At 59.6% G+C, this 22,816-nt stretch carries 16 protein-coding genes; 14 read left to right on the forward strand and 2 right to left on the reverse strand.

What is annotated here, in order from left to right:
• Nucleotides 1–74 precede the first annotated feature (74 nt).
• Complete coding sequence (gene tsaD / locus I2I05_RS12195) at nucleotides 75–1,088, reverse strand: tRNA (adenosine(37)-N6)-threonylcarbamoyltransferase complex transferase subunit TsaD (RefSeq protein WP_196282536.1); 1,014 nt, start codon at nucleotides 1,086–1,088, stop codon at nucleotides 75–77.
• 327 nt (nucleotides 1,089–1,415) lie between these two features.
• On the opposite strand from tsaD, the gene I2I05_RS22345 reads away from it, so the two are divergent.
• From I2I05_RS22345 to I2I05_RS12255, 12 genes are all read left to right on the forward strand, one after another.
• Nucleotides 1,416–6,020 (forward strand): translocation/assembly module TamB domain-containing protein, encoded by a 4,605-nt coding sequence (locus I2I05_RS22345; protein ID WP_196282537.1) that lies wholly within the window; start codon nucleotides 1,416–1,418, stop codon nucleotides 6,018–6,020.
• 111 nt (nucleotides 6,021–6,131) lie between these two features.
• A complete protein-coding gene (locus I2I05_RS12205) occupies nucleotides 6,132–7,031 on the forward strand; it encodes a cell division protein FtsX (protein WP_196282538.1) in 900 nt (299 codons plus the stop codon).
• 3 nt (nucleotides 7,032–7,034) lie between these two features.
• Nucleotides 7,035–7,361 (forward strand): DUF3098 domain-containing protein, encoded by a 327-nt coding sequence (locus I2I05_RS12210; protein WP_196282539.1) that lies wholly within the window; start codon nucleotides 7,035–7,037, stop codon nucleotides 7,359–7,361.
• Between the two features lie 10 nt (nucleotides 7,362–7,371).
• Nucleotides 7,372–8,181, forward strand: coding sequence for an undecaprenyl-diphosphate phosphatase (locus I2I05_RS12215; RefSeq protein WP_196282540.1), 810 nt, complete (start codon nucleotides 7,372–7,374; stop codon nucleotides 8,179–8,181).
• Nucleotides 8,178–9,032 carry a tRNA pseudouridine(55) synthase TruB gene (truB, locus tag I2I05_RS12220; RefSeq protein ID WP_196282541.1) on the forward strand — a complete coding sequence of 285 codons (855 nt, stop codon included), beginning with the start codon at nucleotides 8,178–8,180 and terminating at the stop codon, nucleotides 9,030–9,032. Before I2I05_RS12215 ends, truB begins: the two co-directional genes overlap by 4 nt.
• A gap of 93 nt (nucleotides 9,033–9,125) precedes the next feature.
• Entirely contained in the window at nucleotides 9,126–10,073 is a 948-nt protein-coding gene (locus I2I05_RS12225; RefSeq protein ID WP_196282542.1) for a bifunctional riboflavin kinase/FAD synthetase, read from the forward strand.
• A gap of 32 nt (nucleotides 10,074–10,105) precedes the next feature.
• A complete protein-coding gene (locus tag I2I05_RS12230) occupies nucleotides 10,106–11,338 on the forward strand; it encodes a carboxypeptidase-like regulatory domain-containing protein (protein ID WP_196282543.1) in 1,233 nt (410 codons plus the stop codon).
• Nucleotides 11,339–11,383: 45 nt separating this feature from the next.
• On the forward strand, nucleotides 11,384–12,640 hold the full coding sequence (locus tag I2I05_RS12235; protein ID WP_196282544.1) for a carboxypeptidase-like regulatory domain-containing protein: 1,257 nt from the start codon (nucleotides 11,384–11,386) through the stop codon (nucleotides 12,638–12,640).
• Between the two features lie 10 nt (nucleotides 12,641–12,650).
• Nucleotides 12,651–13,349, forward strand: a complete 699-nt coding sequence (locus tag I2I05_RS12240) for a CoA transferase subunit A (RefSeq protein ID WP_196282545.1) — start codon at nucleotides 12,651–12,653, stop codon at nucleotides 13,347–13,349.
• A gap of 42 nt (nucleotides 13,350–13,391) precedes the next feature.
• Complete coding sequence (locus I2I05_RS12245) at nucleotides 13,392–14,723, forward strand: serine hydrolase domain-containing protein (RefSeq protein ID WP_196282546.1); 1,332 nt, start codon at nucleotides 13,392–13,394, stop codon at nucleotides 14,721–14,723.
• Nucleotides 14,724–14,801: 78 nt separating this feature from the next.
• Nucleotides 14,802–15,461: a CoA transferase subunit B gene (locus I2I05_RS12250; RefSeq protein WP_196282547.1), complete on the forward strand. Its 660-nt coding sequence runs from the start codon at nucleotides 14,802–14,804 to the stop codon at nucleotides 15,459–15,461.
• A 598-nt stretch (nucleotides 15,462–16,059) separates the two neighbouring features.
• Nucleotides 16,060–17,598 carry a bifunctional GNAT family N-acetyltransferase/carbon-nitrogen hydrolase family protein gene (locus I2I05_RS12255; protein ID WP_394368730.1) on the forward strand — a complete coding sequence of 513 codons (1,539 nt, stop codon included), beginning with the start codon at nucleotides 16,060–16,062 and terminating at the stop codon, nucleotides 17,596–17,598.
• A gap of 175 nt (nucleotides 17,599–17,773) precedes the next feature.
• Here I2I05_RS12255 and I2I05_RS12260 read toward each other — a convergent pair whose 3' ends face one another.
• The gene (locus I2I05_RS12260; RefSeq protein ID WP_196282549.1) at nucleotides 17,774–18,313 is read right to left on the reverse strand and encodes a GNAT family N-acetyltransferase; all 540 of its coding nucleotides are present in this window, start codon (nucleotides 18,311–18,313) and stop codon (nucleotides 17,774–17,776) included.
• 154 nt (nucleotides 18,314–18,467) lie between these two features.
• Here I2I05_RS12260 and I2I05_RS12265 point away from each other — a divergent pair, with 154 nt between their 5' ends.
• Both I2I05_RS12265 and I2I05_RS12270 read left to right on the forward strand, forming a co-directional pair.
• On the forward strand, nucleotides 18,468–19,181 hold the full coding sequence (locus I2I05_RS12265; protein WP_196282550.1) for an SDR family oxidoreductase: 714 nt from the start codon (nucleotides 18,468–18,470) through the stop codon (nucleotides 19,179–19,181).
• 419 nt (nucleotides 19,182–19,600) lie between these two features.
• Nucleotides 19,601–22,813, forward strand: a complete 3,213-nt coding sequence (locus tag I2I05_RS12270) for a SusC/RagA family TonB-linked outer membrane protein (RefSeq protein WP_230688305.1) — start codon at nucleotides 19,601–19,603, stop codon at nucleotides 22,811–22,813.
• Nucleotides 22,814–22,816: the final 3 nt, after the last annotated feature.

Consider the following 22,816-nt stretch of genomic DNA (forward strand, 5'->3'; position numbering starts at 1 on the left):
CTTTTTAGTCCGCGTCACCGAACGACACCCGAACAGCGCGAGGACGCGGACTACAAAGTCCGCGCTATAATCCGCTACGTCAGTTTGAGGCGCGGGTCGGGGCTGGTGAGCTGGGTGGCGAATTCGCCGGCTTCGTATTGAAAATGGGCTGTCATGGCCACCATCGCAGCGTTATCGGTACAGAAGGCAAAATCCGGAATGAAGACTTCCCACCCTTGGGTCACGGCTTCGGCTTCCAGCGCGGTGCGCAAGCCGGAGTTGGCCGCTACCCCACCGGCCAAAGCAACTTGCGTCAGGCCCGTATCGGCGGCGGCGCGGCGGAGCTGGCGGAGTAGCGTGGCCATGATGGTGTGCTGAATGCTGGCGCACAGGTCGGGCAGGTTTTCGGCCACGAAGTCGGGGTTGGCGGCGGTTTCTTTCTTTATGAAATACAGCACCGATGTTTTCAGGCCGCTGAAAGAGAAGTCGTAGCCCGGCATGGCGCCCACGGGAAAGGGAAAGCGGGTGGGGTTGCCGGCGCGGGCCAGTTTGTCGAGGTGCGGGCCGCCGGGGTAAGGCAGGCCGAGCAGCTTGGCGGTTTTGTCGAATGCCTCGCCGGCGGCGTCGTCAATGGTTTGGCCCAGAATTTCCATCTCCAGCGCCGACTTCACCACGACCAGCTGGGTGTGGCCGCCGCTCACCGTGAGGCAGAGGAACGGGAAAACGGGCTTGGGGTCGCGCAGAAAGTGAGCCAGGATGTGGGCCCGCATGTGGTTCACGGCCAGCAGCGGCTTATCCAGAGCCAGGGCCAGGGTTTTGGCAAACATCCCTCCTACCAACAAGGAACCCAGCAAGCCCGGGCCCTGGGTAACGGCCACAGCGTCGAGTTGGCCTTTGGTGATGCCGGCTTCTCGGAGCGCGGCCGTCACCACGGGCAGCAGGTGCTGCTGGTGGGCGCGCGAAGCCAGTTCGGGCACCACGCCGCCGTACTGCTCGTGTACTTTTTGGGTGGCCACCACGTTGCTCAGCAGCTGGCCACCGGCCAATACGGCGGCCCCGGTGTCGTCGCAGGATGATTCGATGGCGAGGATGATGGGATGAGCGAGCATAGTAAATCCGTGTTTTCTATCAATTAAGTCTCTCTTCTAATCCGTGGGTGAGCAAAGCAGCACGGCGAGCTGCCCAAGCAGGGCAAACCGGCCCGATGGTATGTGCCCGGCTGCGAGGCGAGTGGGCAAAGGTAAGGGCGCCTTATTACGGAGGACACGCAGTGGCCAGGGCGGAATAGAAGGAGTCAAAAGCGTTGAACCCGGCTGCTAAATGGGCCGTTCCTTTGGCTTGATAGTTGGCCATGTTGTTGGCTGTTGCCGCAAACGGCTAAAAAACCGCAACTTTGCGGATTACCTCGCGTTTTCCGCTTAATATCTCTTCACTCGGTGCGTCGTTTCTTCACTATTCTGCTTAAAGTACTGCTGGTTATTGGGCTGGTGGTGGCAGTGGCCGTGGTGGGGGCAATGGTGGCGCTGCGGGTGCCCAGCGTGCAAACGCAGCTGGCGCACAAGGCCGCCGATGTGCTGACCCGGAAGCTAGGACAACGCGTAACGATAGGCCGCGTGGACATTCGGCCCTTTTCCAGCGTGCTGCTCCAAGGCGTGCGGGTTCAGGACCGGACCGGGGGCGAACTGTTCAGCATTGGGCGGGCTGATGCGGATATTTCTTTGTTTTCGGTCTTTGACCCGCGGCACCTCCACATTGCGAAGCTGACGCTGAATGAGCCCCGCTTTGTACTGAAAAACCTGGCGGGCCAGCCCGATACCACCACCTTCAACCAATTTATGGCGGCGGTGAAACGGTTGATGGGGCCATCGGACACCACCCAATCGGCCCCTTTTGACTTTAAAATTGCGGACGTGGCCTTGCGCAACGGCCATTTCGCCATCGAAAAAGCCGACGTGCCCCGGGCGGCTACTTACGGCAAAAGCATCGACTACGCCCACATGGTGGTAGATAGCATCTACGCCGATGTGTCCAACATCCGCCTCGGCGACACGCTGGGCCTGCGCATCAGCAACCTGCACGCCGTGGAAACGCCGTCGCAGTCGCAGCTGCGCGAAATCACGGCCGACATGCTGTATGGCCCGCATTTCTGGGAGTTCAAAAACCTGAGCCTGCGCGTGGGACGCAGCCAAATCAAAGATTACCTGCGTTTTGAATTTCGGGTGTTCAGCAACTTCACCGATTTTAACGACTCGATGAAGACCATTACCCGCTTGCGCAACGCGCGGGTGTATACGGACGACATCGCCAAGTTTGCCCCGCAACTGGCGACGCTGCACGACGCCATCACGATTTCGGGCGACGCCTCCGGCTATGTGCGCGACTTCAAAGTGAACGATTTGGACGTGCGCTACGGCCAGGGCACGCACATTGTGGCCAAGCGTGCCCACGCCGACAACCTGCCCAACTACCGCGAAAGCTTCATCGACCTGCGCCTGATGCCTTCGGTGGTGGTGACCAGCGACCTGAAGCGCTGGCTGCCGGCCTCGGCCAACAAAATAGTCCAGCGCCTCGGCACCGTGAAGCTGCAGGGCCAAATACTGGGGTTCTACAACGACTTCGTAGCCAATGCCTCCTTCGATACAGCCCTGGGCTTTGTGGCAACGGACGTCAACCTCAAAACCAAAACCGACCTCACCCGCGCCGCCTACCAAGGCACGGTGCGCACCAACTCGTTTCAGCTGGGCAAGTTTTTGGGAGACGAAAGCGTGGTGCGCGACGTAACCATGAACGGTCGCGTGGCGGGCGTTGGCTTCCTGCCGCCGTTTGCGCGGGGTACGGCCACTGTGCTGGTGCCAAGCATCTGGCTGAAAGGCTACCGGTACCACAACATTGCGCTGAACGGCGACTTCCATCAGCAGGCGTTTGAGGGGCGCATGAGCATCAACGACCCGGCCGTGCGCCTCGTGGCCAACGGCCGCATTGACCTAGACCGCGCGCACCAGGACGTGGACATCAAAACCCGCATCGAGCGGGCCGACTTGCGCACGCTGGGCCTCATGCGGCAGCGCCTTGTGGTGGCCACCACGGCCCAGGTGAAATTCCGGGGCGTGCAGCTCGACTCTCTCATCGGCCACGCCTACCTACGCAACTCCACGTTCACCCTCGATAACCGCAAGCTCAAACTCGATACCCTTGATGTGGTGAGCACCCGCAACAGCCGCAACCAGCGCCGCGTGACCGTGCGCTCCGAGGCGGCCGACGCCAGCGTGGCCGGCACCTTCAACACGTCGGATGTGGTGCGCGACGTGCAAACGCTGCTCACCGAGTACCGGCTCAACTTTGAAAGCAACGACGCCGCCACCGAGGCCTACTACCGGCGCAAGCGCCAGCGGGTGCTGCCGGTGTATCAGATTGACTTATTGCTTAACCTGAAGCGGCCCAACCCGGTCCTGTCCCTGTTTGTGCCGGAACTGCGGGTAGCCGATGGCAGCCGCATCGACGGCTCGTTCCGGAGTGGGGAAACCTCCATCTTCCAGCTAGGCGGCCACCTCGACAGCCTGCGCTACGGCCCGGTGAGCACCGTAAATAACGATTTTGACTTTCTGACGTCGAAATTGCCTTACAAGCCCGAGGTGCTGGCGCAGGCCAGCATCACCAGTGCACAGCAGGTCCTCCCCACGGTGGGCCGCACCGAGAAATTCATTGTGGAGGGCGTGTGGGACCAGGAGCGCATTAATTTCTCGACTTCCCTGGCCCAAACGGGCACCACGAACAAGGCCACCATCAACGGGTCATTGGCATTTTTGCCGCGGGCGGTGGAGGTGGTTTTTCGTCAGTCGGGCCTACACCTGCTGGACAAAGACTGGACCATCGCGGCCGACAACTCGGTGCGCATTTCGGACTATGGCCGCGAGTTTGACATTAGTAACCTGACTTTTAGCAACGGCGTGCAGTTTGTGGGCGCGCAGGGCTTTATCTCGGCCGATGCCAGCAAGCCGCCCCTGGAATTGCAGGTAAAGGACTTTGAGCTGGCGACCCTGAACAGCCTGACCGGCCAGCAACTGGGCGGCCGCGTGAATGCCCAGGGCACGGTGAGCGGCGTCTACGGTCCCCTCACCATCAACACCACGTTGGGCGTGGATTCGCTGACGTACCAAGGCACCTTAATCGGCCAGGTAGCGGGGCGCGGCGACTGGGACAACAATACCAGCAAGCTTCGCCTGAACATGGACGTGGCCCGCGACGGACAATCGGTGCTCACCGTGCTGGGCGACCTTGCCCCCAAGGATGCGACCAACCAATTCAACCTAACGGGCACCCTCAACGATGCCCCGGTGGTGCTGGCGCAGCCTTTTCTGGGCACTCTCTTTCGGAACTTGGGCGGCACCGGCCGCGGCCAGCTCCGGCTCACGGGCCGGTTTGACGCGCCTAACCTCCTGGGCCAGGTCGACGTGAGCAACGGACGGCTCACCTTCGGCTACTTGGGCACCACCTACACATTTTCCGACCGTATTTCCTTCACCAACAGCACGATTGAGTTCCGGAGAATTCGCCTGCGCGACGTGCTGGGCAATACCGGCACAGTGGACGGCATTGTGAGCCACCACGGCTTTAAAGACATGAGCCTGGATATTGCGGCCAGTTTCCGCAAGATGCAGGTACTCAACACCACCCGCAAGGACAACGAACTGTATTTCGGCACGGCCTACGCCACTGGCACAGCCCGTGTCACGGGGCCTACCAACGACCTCGACATCAACGTACGGGCCACCAGCGAGTCGGGCACGCGCATTTCGCTTCCGCTTGATAACGCTGCCCGTGCCCAGAAAGCGGGCTACATCAAGTTCGTCAACAACAACCCCGTGGGCGATACCGTGCTGTTGAAAAAGCCCAAACCGGTGGCCGTACAGGAAAAAATCGACCTTTCGGGCCTCCGGCTCGACATGAACCTGACCATTACCCCCGACGCCTACCTGGAAATCCTGCTCGATGAAAGCACCGGCGACGTGATTCGCGGCTCGGCGGCCGGGCAGTTGCGCATGGCTATTGATACGCGGGGCGAGTTCAATATGTACGGCCAGGTCGAGATTGTGCGCGGCGCCTATAATTTCACCTTGCAGGGCCTCATCAACAAGGAATTTGTGGTGCGCCCGGGCGGCATCATTTCCTGGAACGGCGACCCGTTGGCCGGCGAAATGAACGTGACCGCCATCTATACCCAGCGCACGTCGCTGGCGCCGGTGCTGGGCACAGCCAGCAATGGCAGCGCGGCCGTAGTGCCCGTCACGGCCGTGATGAACTTGACCGGGCCGTTGCTGCTGCCGGCCATTAAGCTAAACTTGGAATTCAACGACGCACCGGGCACGCTCCAAGGCGACCTGGCCGCTTTCACCTCTTCGTTGCGAAATGACGAGCAGGAGCTTAACCGCCAGGTGTTCAGCCTTCTGGTATTTAAGCAGCTTTCTCCGTTGGGTTCTTTTGGCAACACCATTTCGCTGCGGGGACAAGACAACACGGTGCAAAACAGCCTGGGCCAGATACTGAGCACCCAGTTGGGCTTGCTCACTTCGCAAATCGACCAGAATCTGGAAATTGATTTCAACATCAACGGCCTTACTTCGGAGCAGTTGCAGGCCCTGCAGGTGCGCCTGAGCTACTCGTTGCTCAATGGCCGCTTGCGCGTGACCCGCGAGGGAGGATTTACCAGCAACGCCAACTTAGTGAACAGCCCAGGCACCGTTCCCGGCGCGCCCGGCAACATTGCCGGCCAAGCCTCATTGCTCGGCGACTTGAGTTTGGAATACTACCTGCGGCCCGACGGCAAGTTCCGCACCAAGCTGCGCTACGAAACCACTCCGCGCGACCTGGAAACCATCAACCAACCCCGCGCGGGCCTGTCGTTGCTGCACACCGAGCAGTTCAACACCTTTGCGGAATTGTTCAGCCGCAAAAACCTGAAGCGCAAGGAGCGCAACACCCAGAAAGCCCGGGAGGGCCGGGAAGTGCTGACCGTGGACGAAGACCCGCGCACAAATCTTTGAATCCAGTACCCGTTTATCAGGGGCGCTGCTGCAACTTCGCAGCCCCCGAACGGGTAATTGTTCGCCGATACCTGCCAACTGAAAACTGCTCCGAGTACCTTTGCCGATAATATGGCTGCCCCCACCACTCCCACCACCCGCAAGAAAAAGCTCGGCTCCTACCCTACTTTGCTCGTGGTATTCAGCATTACGCTGGCCCTGGTGGTGATTGGCTTGTTCGGTTTGCTGCTGGTTCACGCCCAAAAACTCTCGGAAGTGGTGCGCGAAAACCTGGAGGTGCAGGTCTACCTCGACCGCGAACTGCCCGAAACGGAGTTGCTACGCCTGCAGCAAGACCTGGGCCAGTTGCCTTACGTTGCGGAGCGCGAGGGCAAGCGCCAAATCCGGTTTGTGAGCAAGGAAGAAGGCGCCCGCCAGCTGCTGCAAAGCACCGGCGAAGATTTCCGCCAGTTCCTCGGCGACAACCCTTTGCGCGATGCTTACGTGCTCAAAATCAAGCCCGAATACACCGACACCATGCACTTGCGCCAACTTGAGCGCAGCGTGGCGGCCCAGCGCGGCGTGTTTGAGGTGCAGTATCCGCAGGACCTGTTCACCAGCATCAACAACAACCTAACGCGGGTGAGCCTGGTGCTGCTGGGCTTTGCGGCCGTACTGGTTCTGGTGGTGGTCATTTTGATTAACAATACCATCAAGCTGGCGCTGTTTTCGCAACGCTTCCTGATTCGCTCCATGCAACTTGTGGGAGCGACACCGCTCTTTATTCAGCAGCCTTTTTTGCGGCGGGCTACGTGGCAGGGCCTGGCCAGCGGCGTTTTGGCGGCGTTGTTGCTGGTGGCGTTGCTTCAATACGCTTACCTCGAAGTGGAGCCGCTGCGCTTGCTGCGCGATGACTTTCGCCTGGCGCTGCTCCTGCTGGGCGTGGTGGGCCTGGGCGTGGTCATTGGCTTTTTCAGTTCGGCCCGCGCCGTTCACAAGTACCTAAAAATGTCGCTCGACGACCTGTATTAAATTATGACCCCTACCAACCCTGCTCCGCGCTTCGCCTTTGGTCCCCGCAACTACCGCCTGATGTGGCTGGGCCTAGCGGTGCTGGCCGCTGGCTTCATCACCATGATGTTTGGCGATAAGGAAAACTACGGCGAAGACTTCGTGGGCATCACACTGGGGCCGCTGCTGCTCATCGCCGGGTTTGGGATAGAATTTGCAGCCATTATGGTGCGCGACAAAACACTGAATCCTGCGCCCATCGCGCCGGCTACTTCCCTTGGTACCACTACCGAGCCAGTGACCCAAGTAGCCCCCGCCGCTCCAGCCGCTCCGGCTTACAAGCGCCTCTAATTCTGCCTGTATGACCTATTGGGAAGCCTTGCTCCTCGCGATTGTAGAGGGCATCACCGAGTTTTTGCCCGTTTCGAGCACAGGGCACATGATTATTGCGTCGGCACTGCTGGGCATTCCGGCTACTCCCTTCACCAAGCTTTATCTGGTGGTGATTCAGCTTGGGGCCATTTTATCGGTGTTGGCGGTGTACTGGAAGCGTTTTTTTCAGAGCATTGATTTCTACCTCAAGCTCCTGGTTGCCTTTTTGCCCGTAGTGGTGGTGGGGCTGTTGTTGAAGAAGTACATCGACGCGCTGCTCGAGTCCGTGGCCGTGGTGGCGTTCATGCTGCTCTTCGGGGGCGTGGTATTGATGTTTATCGACCGCTGGTTTCCACAGGAGGACCCGAACGAAGGCGGCCATCCGGTCACAAATCCGGGCTGGCGGCAGGCGTTTACCATTGGCGTGTTTCAGTGTCTGGCCGTGGTGCCGGGCGTGAGCCGGTCGGCGGCCACCATCATCGGCGGCCTCACCCAGAAGCTCACCCGCCGCGCGGCCGCCGAGTTTGCTTTCTTTCTGGCCATGCCCACCATGGCCGCCGCCGCCGCCAAAGACCTGTACGACTTCTACAAAGACAGCCAAACTGGGCTATCGATGGGCGAGGTGAAACTGCTGCTTTTTGGGAATGTGGTGGCGTTTGTGGTGGCGCTGCTGGCCATTCGGGTGTTCGTGGGCTTTGTTACCAAGTACGGCTTTCAGGCCTTTGGTATTTACCGCATCATTGTGGGCGGCATCTTATTGATTATGTTAGCCCTGGGTATAAACCTGCAACTGGTATGAGCACCAAAACATTAGCTGATTTCGACTTTGAGACGGGCGAGGTCCTGCTGCTCGACAAACCGCTGACGTGGACTTCGTTCGACGTGGTGCGCAAGGTAAAAAACACCCTGCGCATCAAGAAAATCGGCCACGCCGGCACCCTCGACCCGCTGGCTACGGGCCTGCTCATTCTGTGCACGGGCAAGAAAACCAAGGAAATCGACCTCATTCAGGCGCAGGAAAAGGAATACACGGGCACATTTCGCCTAGGCGAAACCACCCCTAGCTTCGACCTGGAAACGGCCGTGGACATGGCCCGCCCCTACTCCCACCTGACCGATGCGGAAATAACGGCCGCCACGCTGCCCTTCGTCGGCACTATTCAGCAGACCCCGCCGCTGTTTTCGGCCGTGAAGATTGACGGCAAGCGCGCTTACGAAATTGCCCGCAATGGCCAGGAGGCAGAAATCAAGTCCAAGACCGTTGACATCAAAGTATTTGAGCTGACGCGCATTGAGCTGCCCGAAATAGATTTTCGGGTGGTGTGCTCCAAGGGCACGTACATCCGCAGCCTGGCGCGCGACTTGGGCGTGGCGCTGGGGTGTGGCGCGCACCTCACCCGTTTGGTTCGCAGCCGCATTGGCGAGTATCGGGTGGAAGATGCCTTTTCGCTTGAAGACATTCAGGCCCTGCGCCCGCCGCGGGCCGAGGGCGAAACCCGCCCGCGCACCGAGCGGCCTAGTACGGCCCCGAACCGGGCCGGCCTGCAATACTTTGCCGCGCTACAGGCCGATGCCCTGGCTGCCAAAGAGAACCAAGAGCACCAAGCCGCCGAGGGTGCGGGCACGCCACCGGCAGCCGCCGCGGAGTAAACAGCGCCCCGGCGCCGGCGCGGCGCAGTTCAGCGAAGGGCCCGTTACCTTCGTGGCGCTTCATTTTCCTTCATTCGCTTCCCCGGCGCCCCAATGCACGTCATCCGCGACCCGGCCCAGTTTCCATTTCTTGCCAATGCCGTCGTCACGAGCGGCACTTTTGACGGCGTGCACGTGGGGCACCAGCGCATTCTGGCGCGGCTGCGCGAGGTAGCGCAAGCCAGCGGCGGGCCGTCGGTAGTCATCACCTACTGGCCGCATCCCCGGCTGGTGCTCGGGCCGCCCCCGTCCCATCCCGAACTACTGGAATTGCAGCTGCTCAATACGTTAGAGGAGCGCATCGACAAGCTGGCGACCCTAGGCGTTGACTATTTGCTCATCGTACCTTTTACCAAGGAGTTCGCACAGTGGACGTCGGAAGAATACATTCAGAAGTTGCTGCTGAAGACGGTGGGCGCCAAGCAGCTGGTTATCGGCTACGACCACCGCTTTGGTAAAAACCGCGAGGGCGGCTTCGACTACCTTAGCCAGAACGCCGACCGCTACGGCCTGACCGTGGAAGAGATTCCGCGCAAAGACGTGGACGCCGTGGGCGTGAGCAGCACCCGCATCCGCCAGGCGCTGCGGCAGGGCGACATCGCCACGGCCAACCGCTACCTCGGCTACCAGTATCCCCTCACGGGCACGGTAGTGCACGGCCAGAAGCTGGGCCGCACCATCGGCTACCCCACCGCCAACCTAACGATTACTGAACTCCTGAAACTGGTACCGGCGCGGGGCATCTACGCGGTGTGGGCCATCACGGCGGCGGGCACGCGGCACCAGGCCATGCTCAGCATTGGTGTGCGGCCCACCATCGGCCACGACTTGGCGCAGACCATTGAGGTCAATCTGCTTGACTTTAGCGGCGATTTGTACGACCAGCTGCTGACGCTCGAGTTTGTGGCGTGGCTGCGGGCCGAAGAAAAATACGACGGTCTGGACGCGTTAATAGCCCAATTGGCGTTGGATGCGGAGGCCACGCGGGCGGCGTTGGCCTAAGCCCTGTCTCCATTTATCTTAAACTATTGTTAATGAAGAGGATATTCTTAATGGCGCTATACTGCTGGCTGGGTGCTTGCGGCGCGGCGCAGGCCCAAGGCAAGTTGAAAGGCGTGGTGCTGGATTCGGTGACGCGGCAGCCGCTGGCCTTCGCCAGCGTGTTTCTGGCCAATACCACGCTGGGCGTGACCACCACCGAACAGGGCCAGTTCGAGTTTCCCAAAGTGCCCGCCGGCACCTACGACGTCGTCGGCTCCTACGTCGGCTACCGCTTGGGCAAGCAGTCCATCACCATCGGCCCCACGCCGCAAGAAGTGACGCTGCAGTTGGGCCCAACCGGCAATCAGCTGGGCGAAGTAGTGGTGAAACCAGCGCCTAACAAACCCGAAGAGTATCAGAAGTTCGCCGAGATGTTTCTTGGGGGCACCACGTTTTCGGCGCAGTGCCGCATCAGCAATCCCGACCAAGTGCAGGTGCTCTACGACGACTCCACCAAGGAGCTGAGCGTGCGGGCCAAAGAGTTTGTGCAGATTGACAACGAAGCCCTGGGCTACCGTCTGAAGTACTACGGTCTTGACTTTTCTTTTGACGAGGAGTCGGGGGCCATCTCCTATTACGGGCAGCCAGTATTTGAGGAAATGAAGCCCCGCGACGAGAAGCAGCGGCGGCTGTGGCTGGCCAATCGCGCCATTGCCTACAAAGGCTCGTTCATGCACTTCCTGCGCAGCGTGTATGCCAACCGCCTCAAAACCGAGGGATTCCTGACCCAGCAGGTGCAGGTAGTAGCCAACCCCCGGTTTGAACTAGCCGAAAGCCAGCGCCGCACCTTGCTGGAAAGCAAGCCCGAAGGGCCCTTCACGGCGGCCGAGGAAGACTCGCTCACGAAGTGGGACCGCATGGTGCCGGCCACGGCCACGCTCAACCCCGTGCCGCAGCCCATCGACAGCGTGCGCCGGGTATCGGCCGACGGGCGCCGCACCTACCTGCGCTTTACCGGCGAGCTGCAAGTGGCTTACTTCGGCGAGGCACCCGACCCGCGCTACAAGCGTCGGATGTCGCCACTGGGCAACCTGCGCACGCCTTACCCGACCAAGCGCCAGGTATCGCGGCTAAAACTGCGCGGCCGGCAGGCCGAAATTCAATCCAATGGGTCGCTGATGAACCCGCTGGACGCCTACAACGGCGAGTACTGGGGCTTTGAGCGAATTGGCGAATTCCTGCCGGTGGACTACGTGCCGCCTGCCGCTTCGGCATTGACCAAGTAAACCAGATGGTGGTGGTTGCCAACTTCCAGCAAGCCGTGCTGGCTAATGTCCAGAATATTGTCGTCGCCCAAACTGCTCTTACGTCTCTGCTTGCTGCTTAGCAGTTGGATGATGACAGGTGGTTCTGCGCGTGCCCAGAGCAGCCTAAGGGGTGTGGTGCTGGATTCGGTGACGCGGCAGCCGCTGGCCTTCGCCAGCGTGTTTCTGGCCAATACCACGCTGGGCGTGACCACCACCGAACAGGGCCAGTTCGAGTTTCCCAAAGTGCCCGCCGGCACCTACGACGTCGTTGGCTCCTACGTCGGCTACCGCTTGGGCAAAAAAGCTGGTCTGATGGGGACCACCCCGCAGCAAATCACCTTGCTACTGGCGCCGGCCGCCAGCCAGCTGGGCGAAGTAGTGGTGCGCCCCAACCCTAATCGGGCGGCCGACTACCAGAAGTTTGTGGAGCTATTCGTGGGCCGCACCACGTTTTCGCGTCAGTGCCGCATCCGCAACCCCGATGATGTATTGGTGGATTTTGACCCCACCAAAAACGTCCTCACCGCGGCTTCCTACAAGTTTGTTCAGGTCGACAACCAGGCGTTGGGCTACCGCATCAAATATTTCGGGCTGCGCTTCACGTGCGATTTCAAGGAAAGCATTGTCAGTTTCTACGGCGAGCCCGTGTTTGAGGAAATGACGGCCCGGAACCCGCGCCAGCAACGCCTGTGGGTCGCAAATCGGGCCCAAGCGTATCGTGGCTCGCTCACCCATTTCCTCAAAAGCGTGCACGACAACCGGGTTGCGGCGGAGGGTTTTCTGGCCCAGAAGCTGCGCATCGTGCCCAATTGGCAGTTTCCGCGCGCCGACAGCTTACGCCGCGCGCTCTTGCGCGGCCGGCTCAATGAGGTTCTCACGGCGGCCGAAAACGATTCGTTGAACCGTTGGGGCAGCGTGCCGCCGGCTTTTTCAATGCTTTACACCGCTCCCCGGCCCATCGACAGCCTGCGCCGAGTGTCGGCCGATGGGGCGAAAGTATTCCTGAATTATACCGACCGACTGCGAGTCAGCTACTTGCGCGAGTCGCCTGACCCGCTATTCCGTACTCAGTCCCTGCCTTACGGTACCAACAAAGCACCAGCCCCGATAGACCGGCAGGTGTCGCAGCTCATTCTGCTGACCCGCAACACAGAGATTCAACCCAACGGCCACTTGGTGAATCCGCTGGCCGTATTTACCGACGAATACTGGGGGTTCGAAAAAATGGGTGAATTTTTACCCCAGAATTACCTGCCGCCGGCCGCTGTGCCCGCTCCCTAAACTCCCACCCATGATAGACAAAACCGTTTCCAACGCCCAGGAAGCCCTCCAGGGCCTCACCGATGGCATGACGCTCATGCTCGGCGGCTTCGGCCTCTGCGGCATTCCCGAAAACTCGATTCAGGAGCTGCTGCGCCTCGGCGTAAAAAACCTCACTTGCATCAGCAACAATGCGGGCGTGGACGATTTCGGCATCGGCTTGCTGCTGCAAACCAAGCAAGTGAAGAAAATGATTTCTAGCTACGTGGGCGAAAACGCGGAGTTTGAACGGCAGCTGCTGAGCGGCGAGCTGGAGGTGGAACTGATTCCGCAAGGCACGTTGGCCGAGCGCTGCCGGGCCGGCGGGGCGGGCATTCCGGCGTTTTTCACCCCGGCCGGCTACGGCACCGAAGTGGGCGAAGGCAAGGAAAGCCGCGAGTTCAACGGCAAAATGTACCTTATGGAAACCGGCCTCATCGCCGATTTCGCCTTCGTAAAAGCCTGGAAGGGCGACACCGCCGGCAACCTCATCTACAAAGGCACGGCCCGCAACTTCAACCCCATGATGGCCACGGCCGGCAAAATCACGGTGGCGGAGGTGGAAGAGCTGGTGCCCGCGGGCGAGCTCGACCCCAACCAGATTCACACGCCGGGCATCTTCGTGCAGCGCATTTACCAAGGCGAGCACTACGAGAAGCGCATCGAGCAACGCACGGTGCGCCAAGGCTAGAAGAGTGTCAAAAGAAACGACGTGCTATTTCAAAAACAAGCAATGAAAAAGCCTTCCCTTGCCCTGCTGCTGGTGCTCAGCAGCTCCTTTGCTTTTGCCCAGGTAGCAGCTCCGATAGCAAAGCGCGCTGCCAAGGCCGCTGCCACGGCGACGAGCCCGGCGGGTTTGCCGCGCATCGACCAGCTTTTGCGGGAATACACCGCCGACCGCCGCGTGCCCGGCGCCATTGCCCTGGTGATGCGCGACGGCAAAGTAATCTACCGGAAGGCCTTCGGAGTGGATGAAGTGAAAGACCAAACGCCCCTGCGGACCGATGCCATTGTGCGCATCGCCTCCCAAACCAAAGCCGTGACCAGCGTGGGCCTGATGCTGCTCTACGACGAGGGAAAATTTCAGCTCGACGACCCTGTTTCGAAGTATTTGCCGGCTTTTGGCAACGCCAAGGTGCTGGCTACTTTCGATGCGAAAGACTCGACCTATACCACGGTTCCGGTCAAGAGCGAAATCACCATTCGCCAACTCTTTACCCACACATCAGGCATCAGCTACCCGATAATTGGCACCAAAGAAGCGACGGCCATCTACGCCAAAGCCCGCATTCCGAGCGGCATTGGCACGCCTGCGGGCAGCTTGGCCACGTCCATGGATGCATTGGGGGCACTGCCGCTGATGCACCAGCCGGGGGAGAAGTTCACCTACGGACTGAGCGTGGACGTGCTGGGCCGCTTGATTGAGGTGCTTTCGGGCCAGTCGCTGGACCAGTTTCTGCGCGCCCGGCTGTTTGAGCCGCTGAACATGCGCGACACGTATTTCTATTTACCCGCCGCCAAACAGGCGCGCCTGGCCCGGCTGTATACCGAGAACGACGCCAAGCAAACCGCCCCCATGCTGTCCCAGGATGGAATGAGCCCGGACTACCCAAAGGCGTCGGCGGGCACGTACTTCTCCGGTGGCGCGGGCCTGTCGTCGACCATCGATGACTACGCGGCTTTCCTGCAAATGATGCTAAACAACGGCACCTACAACGGGCGCCGCCTGCTGAAGGCTTCTACCGTGGCCCTGATTACTCAAAACCAAATTGGGGAAGTGAACCAGGGGGCCAACAAGTTTGGGCTGGGCTTCGGCATCACCACGGCCCAAAGCGCGGCGGCGCACCAGCCCGGCCCCTCGGAAGGCACGTACGAATGGGGCGGAATCTTCGGCACCATGTACTGGGTCGACCCCAGGCAGAAGCTGGTGGGCTTGCTCTATACCCAGAAATTCCCCAACAGCACCGGCGGTGAGCTGGCCGACAAGTTCAAGGCCGCCGTGTACCAAGCCGTTCTGCCGCCGGCCGTGCCTACGGGTGCAGCGGCGGCTCCCGCCGCGAAGTAAGTTTCAATTTCTCCCAACTCCCACCCACAAAATCCGCGCAATCCGGTGAATCCGGCTGAATTCGTGGTTCTGACTTTTATGCTCGACAAACACGGCATCGCCAAAAGAATAGCCCAGGAAGTGAAAGACGGCTCCTACGTCAACCTCGGCATTGGTATTCCCACGCTGGTGGCCAACTACATTCCGGCCGGCATCAATGTGGAGCTGCAGTCCGAAAACGGCTTGCTGGGCATGGGCCCCTTCCCTACCGAAGACCAGGTTGACCCCGACCTCATCAACGCCGGCAAGCAGACCGTGACCACCCTGCCCGGCTCCAGCCTCTTCTCCTCGGCCGACTCGTTCGGCATGATTCGCGGCGAGCACGTGGACCTGACCATCCTCGGCGCCATGGAAGTGTCGGAGAACGGCGACATCGCCAACTGGAAAATTCCCGGCAAAATGGTGAAAGGCATGGGCGGCGCCATGGACTTGGTGGCCTCCGCCAAAAACATCATCGTAGCCATGCAGCACGTGGCCAAAGACGGCTCCAGCAAGCTGCTGCCCAAGTGCAGCCTACCCATCACGGGCCTGCAGTGCGTAAAGAAAATCGTGACCGAACTAGCCGTGCTCGACGTGACGCCTGACGGCTTTGTGCTGCGCGAGCGGGCTCCCGGCGTGTGCGTGGAGCAGATTAAAGCTGCCACAGCCGGCAAGCTTGTGGTGCCCGAGGGCGAAGTGCCCGAAATGCAGGGCGTGTAGATGGGCTTGAAGAACCGTTAGGTTGATAAACCAATCACGCGACGGAACGGTCAACCTAAGCACAGACGCATAGAGGTGCTTCGACTGCGTTAAGCAGGACGGACTTATTAACCCTGCTCAACTAAAAAGCGGCTGCAGTTATTGATTAACTGCAGCCGCTTTTGCTTGCTATGTTACCTCAGCATCGGCTCGCAAAAAGCTCTCGGGCGCGTGACGCCGGAGTATTTTCCTTACATCTGCACCGTTCTGCCTGGATTTTCGTTTAGCTACCCATTGGCAAACTCTGCCGTAGGACTTTTACACAGGTAAATTTGACGAACTGGTATTCGTCAGGTGGCCGATGTGGTGCATGCGTGCAGAACGCCGACCACTGCTTACCACTTACCAACAACTGATTTCCAACATGGCCACTTCTTCAAACGGCAAAGCTTCCGCTTCTGCCACTTCCAACGATAAAACCTCTCCCAGTGGCGCCCACGCCAAGAAGGTGGGTAAGCCCAGCCCTACGGTAGAGCGCCTCACCCCCACTGCCGTGCCGGCCCACAAGCTGGTGCTGCGCACGCTGCGCCGTTCCGATTTCAAGGCCGTGAAGGAAATCATGGACAAGGTGTACTCCAACATGGAAGGTGCCTGGGCGGCCGATGAATTTGCGGCCCTGCTCCGCAAGTTTCCCGAAGGCCAGATTGGCATCGAAGATAACGGCACGTTGGTAGCCGCGGCCCTAGCCATCATTGTGCAGTACAGCGACTTTGGCGACCGCCACACCTACGCCAAAATCACGGGTCACGGCAAGTTCAACACCCACAACCCCGACGGCGACACACTCTACGGCGTCGACGTATTCGTGGACCCCGAGTACCGCTCGCTGCGCCTGGGCCGCCGCCTTTACGACGCCCGTAAGGAGCTGTGCGAGAACCTGAACTTGCGCGCCATGGTGGCCGGTGGCCGTATTCCCGGCTACGCCGCTTATGCCAACGAGATGACCCCGGCCAAGTACGTGGAGATGGTGCGTAATAAGGAAGTGGTGGACCCCATCCTCACTTTCCAGCTCTCGAACGAGTTTCACGTGCGCAAAATCATCCGCGGCTACCTGCCTTACGACTCCGAAAGCAAGGCCTTCGCCACGCTGCTTGAGTGGATTAACGTGTACTACGAGGAAGAGGAAAAGCTCATCGGCAACACCAAATCCAACGTCCGCATCGGCATTGTGCAGTGGCAGATGCGCGCTACCCGCAGCCTGGAAGACTTGCTGCAGCAGATTGAGTTCTTCGTGGACACGGTGAGCGGCTACAAGTCCGACTGCGTGATGTTCCCCGAGTTTTTCAATGCCCCGCTCATGGCCCTCACCAACGAGGACTCACCAGCGGTAGCCATTCGGGCTATGGCAGCGTTCACCGAGCCCATCAAAGCCAAGATGATGGAGCTGGCCGTGAGCTACAACATCAACATCGTGGCCGGCTCGATGCCGGTGTATGAGAACGAAAAACTGCACAACGTGGCCTATCTCTGCCGCCGCGATGGCACCGTGGACGAGCAGTACAAGCTGCACGTAACGCCCGACGAGGCCAGCTACTGGGGTATGCGCGGCGGCGATAAGCTCAAGTGCTTCGATACCGACTTCGGCAAAATCGGCATTCTGGTGTGCTATGACGTCGAGTTCCCCGAGCTGGCCCGCATGCTGAGCGAGGAAGGCGTGAAAATCCTGTTTGTGCCGTTCTGGACCGACACCAAAAACGCTTACCAGCGCGTTCGCATCTGCGCCCAGGCTCGGGCCATCGAAAACGAGTGCTACGTGGCCATCACTGGCTCAGTGGGCAACCTGCCGCGGGTCGAGAACATGGACATTCAGTACTCGCAGAGCGCCGTGTTCAGCCCTTCTGACTTCGCTTTCCCGCACGACGCCATTGTGGCCGAGGCCACGCCCAACACGGAGATGACTCTCATCGCCGACCTCGACCTGGACCTGCTTAAGGACTTGAACACCAGCGGTGCCGTGCGCAACCTCCGCGACCGTCGCCACGACCTTTACTCGTTGAGCTGGACGATAAAGAAGACTGACCGCGACGACGAGTTACTGGAACAAGGCGTGGAGCGACTGCCGCGCGTCAGCCGCCGCAAGGCCATCGCCGCAGGCTAAGCCCCCGTTGCACGATGAAATTAAGCCCTTGGTAGCATCTGCAACCAAGGGCTTTTTCTTTATAAACGCGCAGTAACCGTATGTTTTGACATTGGCCTACGCGGGCAGCTCTGCCTAAGCCCAAGAAAATACCGGTCGTATTCATCCGCTGAGTGCCTCAGCCAAACACGTCTACTTAAGGCTTTACTGCCGCCAGTATCTTGTAATACACGGCCGTGGCATGGAGTTGCCCATCATTATTAAGAAAGTACTCCGGGATTAGGCCTACCAACTCAAAGCCTGCTTGCTGATACAATTGCTCGGCCACGTCGCCGTGCCGGGTGTCCAGCACCAGCGTCGTGCGGCCCAACTGCCGGGCCTGTTCCTCAATGGCAGCTATGAGCTGCCGGCCCAGGCCCTGACGGCGGGCACTGCTGTGCACCAGCAGTTTGGCCACTTCGGCCCGATGCAAGGCATTGGGCTTGGTAGCTAAATCGAGCTGCACGGTGGCTTGCACGACGGGGTCATTCTCAGGCTGAGCTACCAGCAATACGCGGTGTCCGGCCTGCACGGCGTCGGCTACCCCAACCCAATAGTCTGTGGCATCGGCGGCAGCTAACGGTGGCAGAAACCCAATGGACGCCCCGGCCGCTACCGCATCCTGTAGCAGGGCGACTAATTGCGGCAGCAAACGCTGAATTTCTTCTGGGGACAGGTTTGAAATGGTAACGTTCATGAGTGTCAACAGCAAGTCAGTGGAATTGCAAAGCACTGCCCCAGCAGCCAATGCTGCAAAACGGAACCTGAGCAGTTGTGCACTGGCAGTGCGCATTTCTACGTAAACTGCGGCCCCAATTCCCCCCTCACTTCATTTTTTCTTACTACATCGTATGCGTGTTTTCATCACCGGAGCCAATCGCGGCCTGGGCCTGGAGCTCACCCGCCAGTACCTCGAGCGCGGCGACCACGTGTTTGCCGCCAGTCGCAATCCAACCGATGCCGCCGAACTGCAACAGTTGCACCAACAGTACTCCGACCGGCTGGTGCTGCTACCGCTCGACGTAACCAATGCCGCTTCCATTGAAGCAGCCGTGCAAACCGTGCGCAACAACACCGACGCCCTCGATGTGCTGATAAACAATGCGGGCGTGTACCCGCACGCGGGCTCCGGCGATGCCCACCAGCGCCTGGGCCAACTCACCCACGACGACGCCATTGAGACCATGCAGGTCAACGCTATTGGGCCGCTGCTGGTGTCGCAGGCGCTGCTGCCGCTGCTGCGCGCCGGGCGCAAAGGCCGCATCCTGAGCATTTCGTCCGGGCAGGGCTCCCTCACCTGGAAAGCCACCGGCGACCCTTACCACTACAGTGCCAGCAAATCGGCCCTGAACATGTATATGCGCAGTTTGGCTGCCGAAATTGGCCACATGGGGCTCATTTCGGTGCTAGTCGACCCGGGCTGGATGCGCACCGACATGGGCGGCGACCACGCCACGCAGGAACCAGCCGACTCCGCCCGCGGCATCATTCGCCTCGCCGACCAATTGCACGCCGAAGAGAACGGCAGCTTTGTAACCTGGCAGGGCCAGCCTGTGCCCTGGTAATTAGATTGATTATTAGAACACTAGCCCCGATTTAATCAGCCAAGCCGTTTAATTGAATAATCAATTAAACGGCTTGGCTTTTTGATTGCGATAATCTTCCACTGCATAGCTAGGCCAACACCCAAAAGATTCGCCAAGAGCCTTTTGTACAAATATTTATGCAAATTATATAGTAAAAATTAATATCATTTTTATTCTAACAAGCTAACAATCTATTCATCCCCATCGCGAAACGCTGAGGTTTTAGCAAGTTAATTATAAGCGTATTTGAAAATATTGCTTTTTCTGTAAATTATTATTTTTACAATAAAAGGACGAGCTTATTGAATAGGCGCGACTATATTCGCCGATTGACTTTCTTTTTTCACCTAAAAACCATTCAAATGAGAAGAACAGTTCTACTATTTTTTTTCATAGTCTTGGCCTTTTTTGCGCAAGACTTACGGGCGCAGAACCGAACGGTTTCGGGAGCGGTAACCGGCTCTGATGGGGCTTCCATCCCGGGCGTTACGGTTATTGTAAAAGGGGGCACGCAGGGCACTTCGACCGATGTCGATGGCAAGTACTCCCTGTCGGTGCCGCAAGAAGCCAAGACCCTGGTGTTTTCCTTCGTTGGCTACGCCAGTCAGGAAGCGGCCATCGGCAGCGGCTCGAACATCAACGTGACGCTTAAGGCCGACGCTACGGGCCTCGATGAGGTAGTAGTGGTGGGCTACGGAACCCAGTCGCGCCGCGACCTGACGGGCAACGTAGCTACCGTTAGCGGCAAGGAAATTAAATCGTTGCCTGTGCAAAGCTTCGACCAAGCCCTGCAGGGCCGAGCCTCAGGCGTCAACATCACGACGCCCAACGGGGTGCTCAACGCCCCGCCGGTTATCCGTATTCGGGGCGTGAACTCGATTTCGCTCAGCGGAGCGCCCCTGTTTGTGGTGGATGGAATCCCCACCTACAGCGGCAACAACTCGGCGGTGGCTAACGTGCCGAACAACCCGCTGGCCAACATCAACCCCGAAGACATCGAAAGCATCGAAGTGCTCAAGGATGCCTCGGCGGCGGCCATCTACGGCTCGCGGGCCATTGGCGGTGTTATCCTGATTACGACCAAGCGCGGCCGCAAGGGGCAGGCCCCGCGGCTTTCGGTCGACAACTGGGTGGGCGTAACGCAGCCTGTGCGGCTGATTGAGGTGCTGAACGCGCAGGACTACGTAACCATCAAAAACGAAGCCGTGCGCAACCTCAATGAGAACCGCCGGCTGGCTACCATCACGCCTACCAACCCCAATGGCACGCCCGGCACCAACGTGGAAGGCTTCAAAATCGGGCAGGATGGCAACGGCAACAACATTGACACGGACTGGTACGACTACGTGTACCGGACCGGCGTCTCGTCGAACCACAACCTGAATTTCTCGGGCGGCACCGACCGCACGACCTACTTCACGTCGGTAAACTACACCAAGCAACGCGGCATGCTGAAAAACAACGAGTTTCAGCGTTACGGTGCCCGCCTCAACGTGGACCACAAGCTGTTTGACCGCGTCACAGTGGGCACCAACGTCAGCTACTCCAACAACCGCAACGACTCGCCTAACTCCGGCTCGGTGGGCGATGGCGCGTTTGGCACCGGCGGTCTGGGGCGCCTGCCGCTGGTATTGCAGCCTAATGTGTCGCCGTTCAACCCCGACGGTACCCCCAACACCTCCGGCGCCGGCCTGGGCGCGGGCCCCAACCTCAACCCCACCACGAATGCCCCGCTCGTCGGCAACTTCTACAACCCGGTAGTGGAACTGGCCAACAACTACTACACGTCGGAAAGCAACCAGATTCAGGGCAGCGTATTTGCCAACGTGGAATTGCTGAAGGGCCTGAACCTGCGCACGCAGTACGGCATCGACAACATCACCTTTGAAGACCGTTCGTTCCTGTCCCCGCTTGGCGGCGACGGCTTCGCGCCGCAGGGCTCAGCCAGCAACTTCCTGCGCACCAACAAGCGATGGAACTGGCAGAACACGCTGCAGTACGACCACACGTTTGCCGAGAAGCACAACCTCTCGGTGCTGCTGGGCCAGGAGCAGCAGCAAACCGACGTGCTACGCTCCGGCTACAACCGCTCCCAGATAGCCGACCCGTTCTTCACCAGCATCCAGGGCAACTTCACCAACATCGTTCCGACCGGTGAACTTCAGGGCGCCAACTACCTGGTGTCGTTCTTCAGCCGGGTAAACTACAATTACGCCCGCAAGTACCTGCTTACCCTGACGGCCCGCCGCGACGGCTACTCGGCTTTTACCCCCGACAATCGGTTTGAAAATTTCTACGGAGCGTCGGCCGGCTACGTCATCTCGGAAGAAGACTTCTGGAAAAACAGCGCCCTGGCCAGCAAAGTGGACTTTTTGAAACTGGTAGGCAGCTATGGTGAAGTCGGCAACTTTCAGGGCATCGACGACTTCGCTACGAAGCAGTTGTATTCCTCGGGTCTTTACGGGTCCAACCCCACGCTGTATTACTCGCTGGCCGGCAACCCCGACCTGAAGTGGGAAGTTGCCCGCAAGAGCGACGTGGGCCTGGCGTTTGGCTTGTTTGGCAGCCGCCTGACGGGTGACGTAACCTACTACCGCAACCTGATTGATGACCTGATTGTGAACGCGCCCGCCGCGCCTTCCATCGGACTTCCGAACCCGCTGGGGCCGGGTAACCTGCAGTTGTCCATCCCGGCCAACGTGGGCTCCATGGTGAACAAAGGCATTGAGTTGAACCTGCGCTTCAACGCCATCCAGAAAACTAACTTCACCTGGACGGTGAGCGGCAACTTTAGCACGCTCAAGAATGAGGTGCTGGAACTGGCCACCGCCGACCAGCGTATCGCTACCGCCACCTCGGGCCTGGAAACGGTGAACTTCACGACCGTAGGCCGGTCGATTGGCTCGATTCTGGCCGTGCCCACGCCCGGTGTGAACCCGGTTAACGGCCAGCGCCTCGTGCAGCGGGCCGATGGCAGCCTTATTCAGTATAACCACCAGGGCACGTCCGGCGCCGGCTCGACGGGCTGGACCCTGGTTTCGACCGGTGCCAACGTGCCGGCCCCGAGCCAGCTCGCCGACGGCGTGTACTTCGGACCGGTGCTACCCACCTGGTATGGCGGCTTCGACAACACGTTCACCTACCGGGGCTTCGACCTAGGCGTATTTGTGCAGTTCTCGGGTGGCAATTACATCTACAACGGTACCAAGTCTGGCCTGCATGACCAGCGGTTCTGGAACAACGCCACCGACATTTTGGAGCGCTGGACGTCCGAAAGCTCCGGCAACGCGAAATACCCGCGCGTGGTGTACACCGACAACGTCTCGAACGGCTCGGCCCTGGTATTGTCGTCGAATGTGGAGAAAGGCGACTTTGCCCGCCTGCGTAACCTGTCGCTGGGCTACACCTTCACGTCGGGCCTGCTGAGCAAGGCCAAGATGAACTCGGCCCGCGTGTACGTGCAGGCCCAGAACTTGGTTTTGCTGACCAACTATTCGGGCGTCGACCCCGAGGTTTCGACCAATGGCGCCAGCAACAGCGGCGCCGGGGTCGACCGTAACTCCATCGGGCAGGCCCGCACGTTCACGGCCGGTCTTTCCCTGGGCTTTTAATCG

This window comes from Hymenobacter jeongseonensis (assembly GCF_015694725.1).
GTDB classification, from domain to species: Bacteria; Bacteroidota; Bacteroidia; order Cytophagales; family Hymenobacteraceae; genus Hymenobacter; species Hymenobacter jeongseonensis.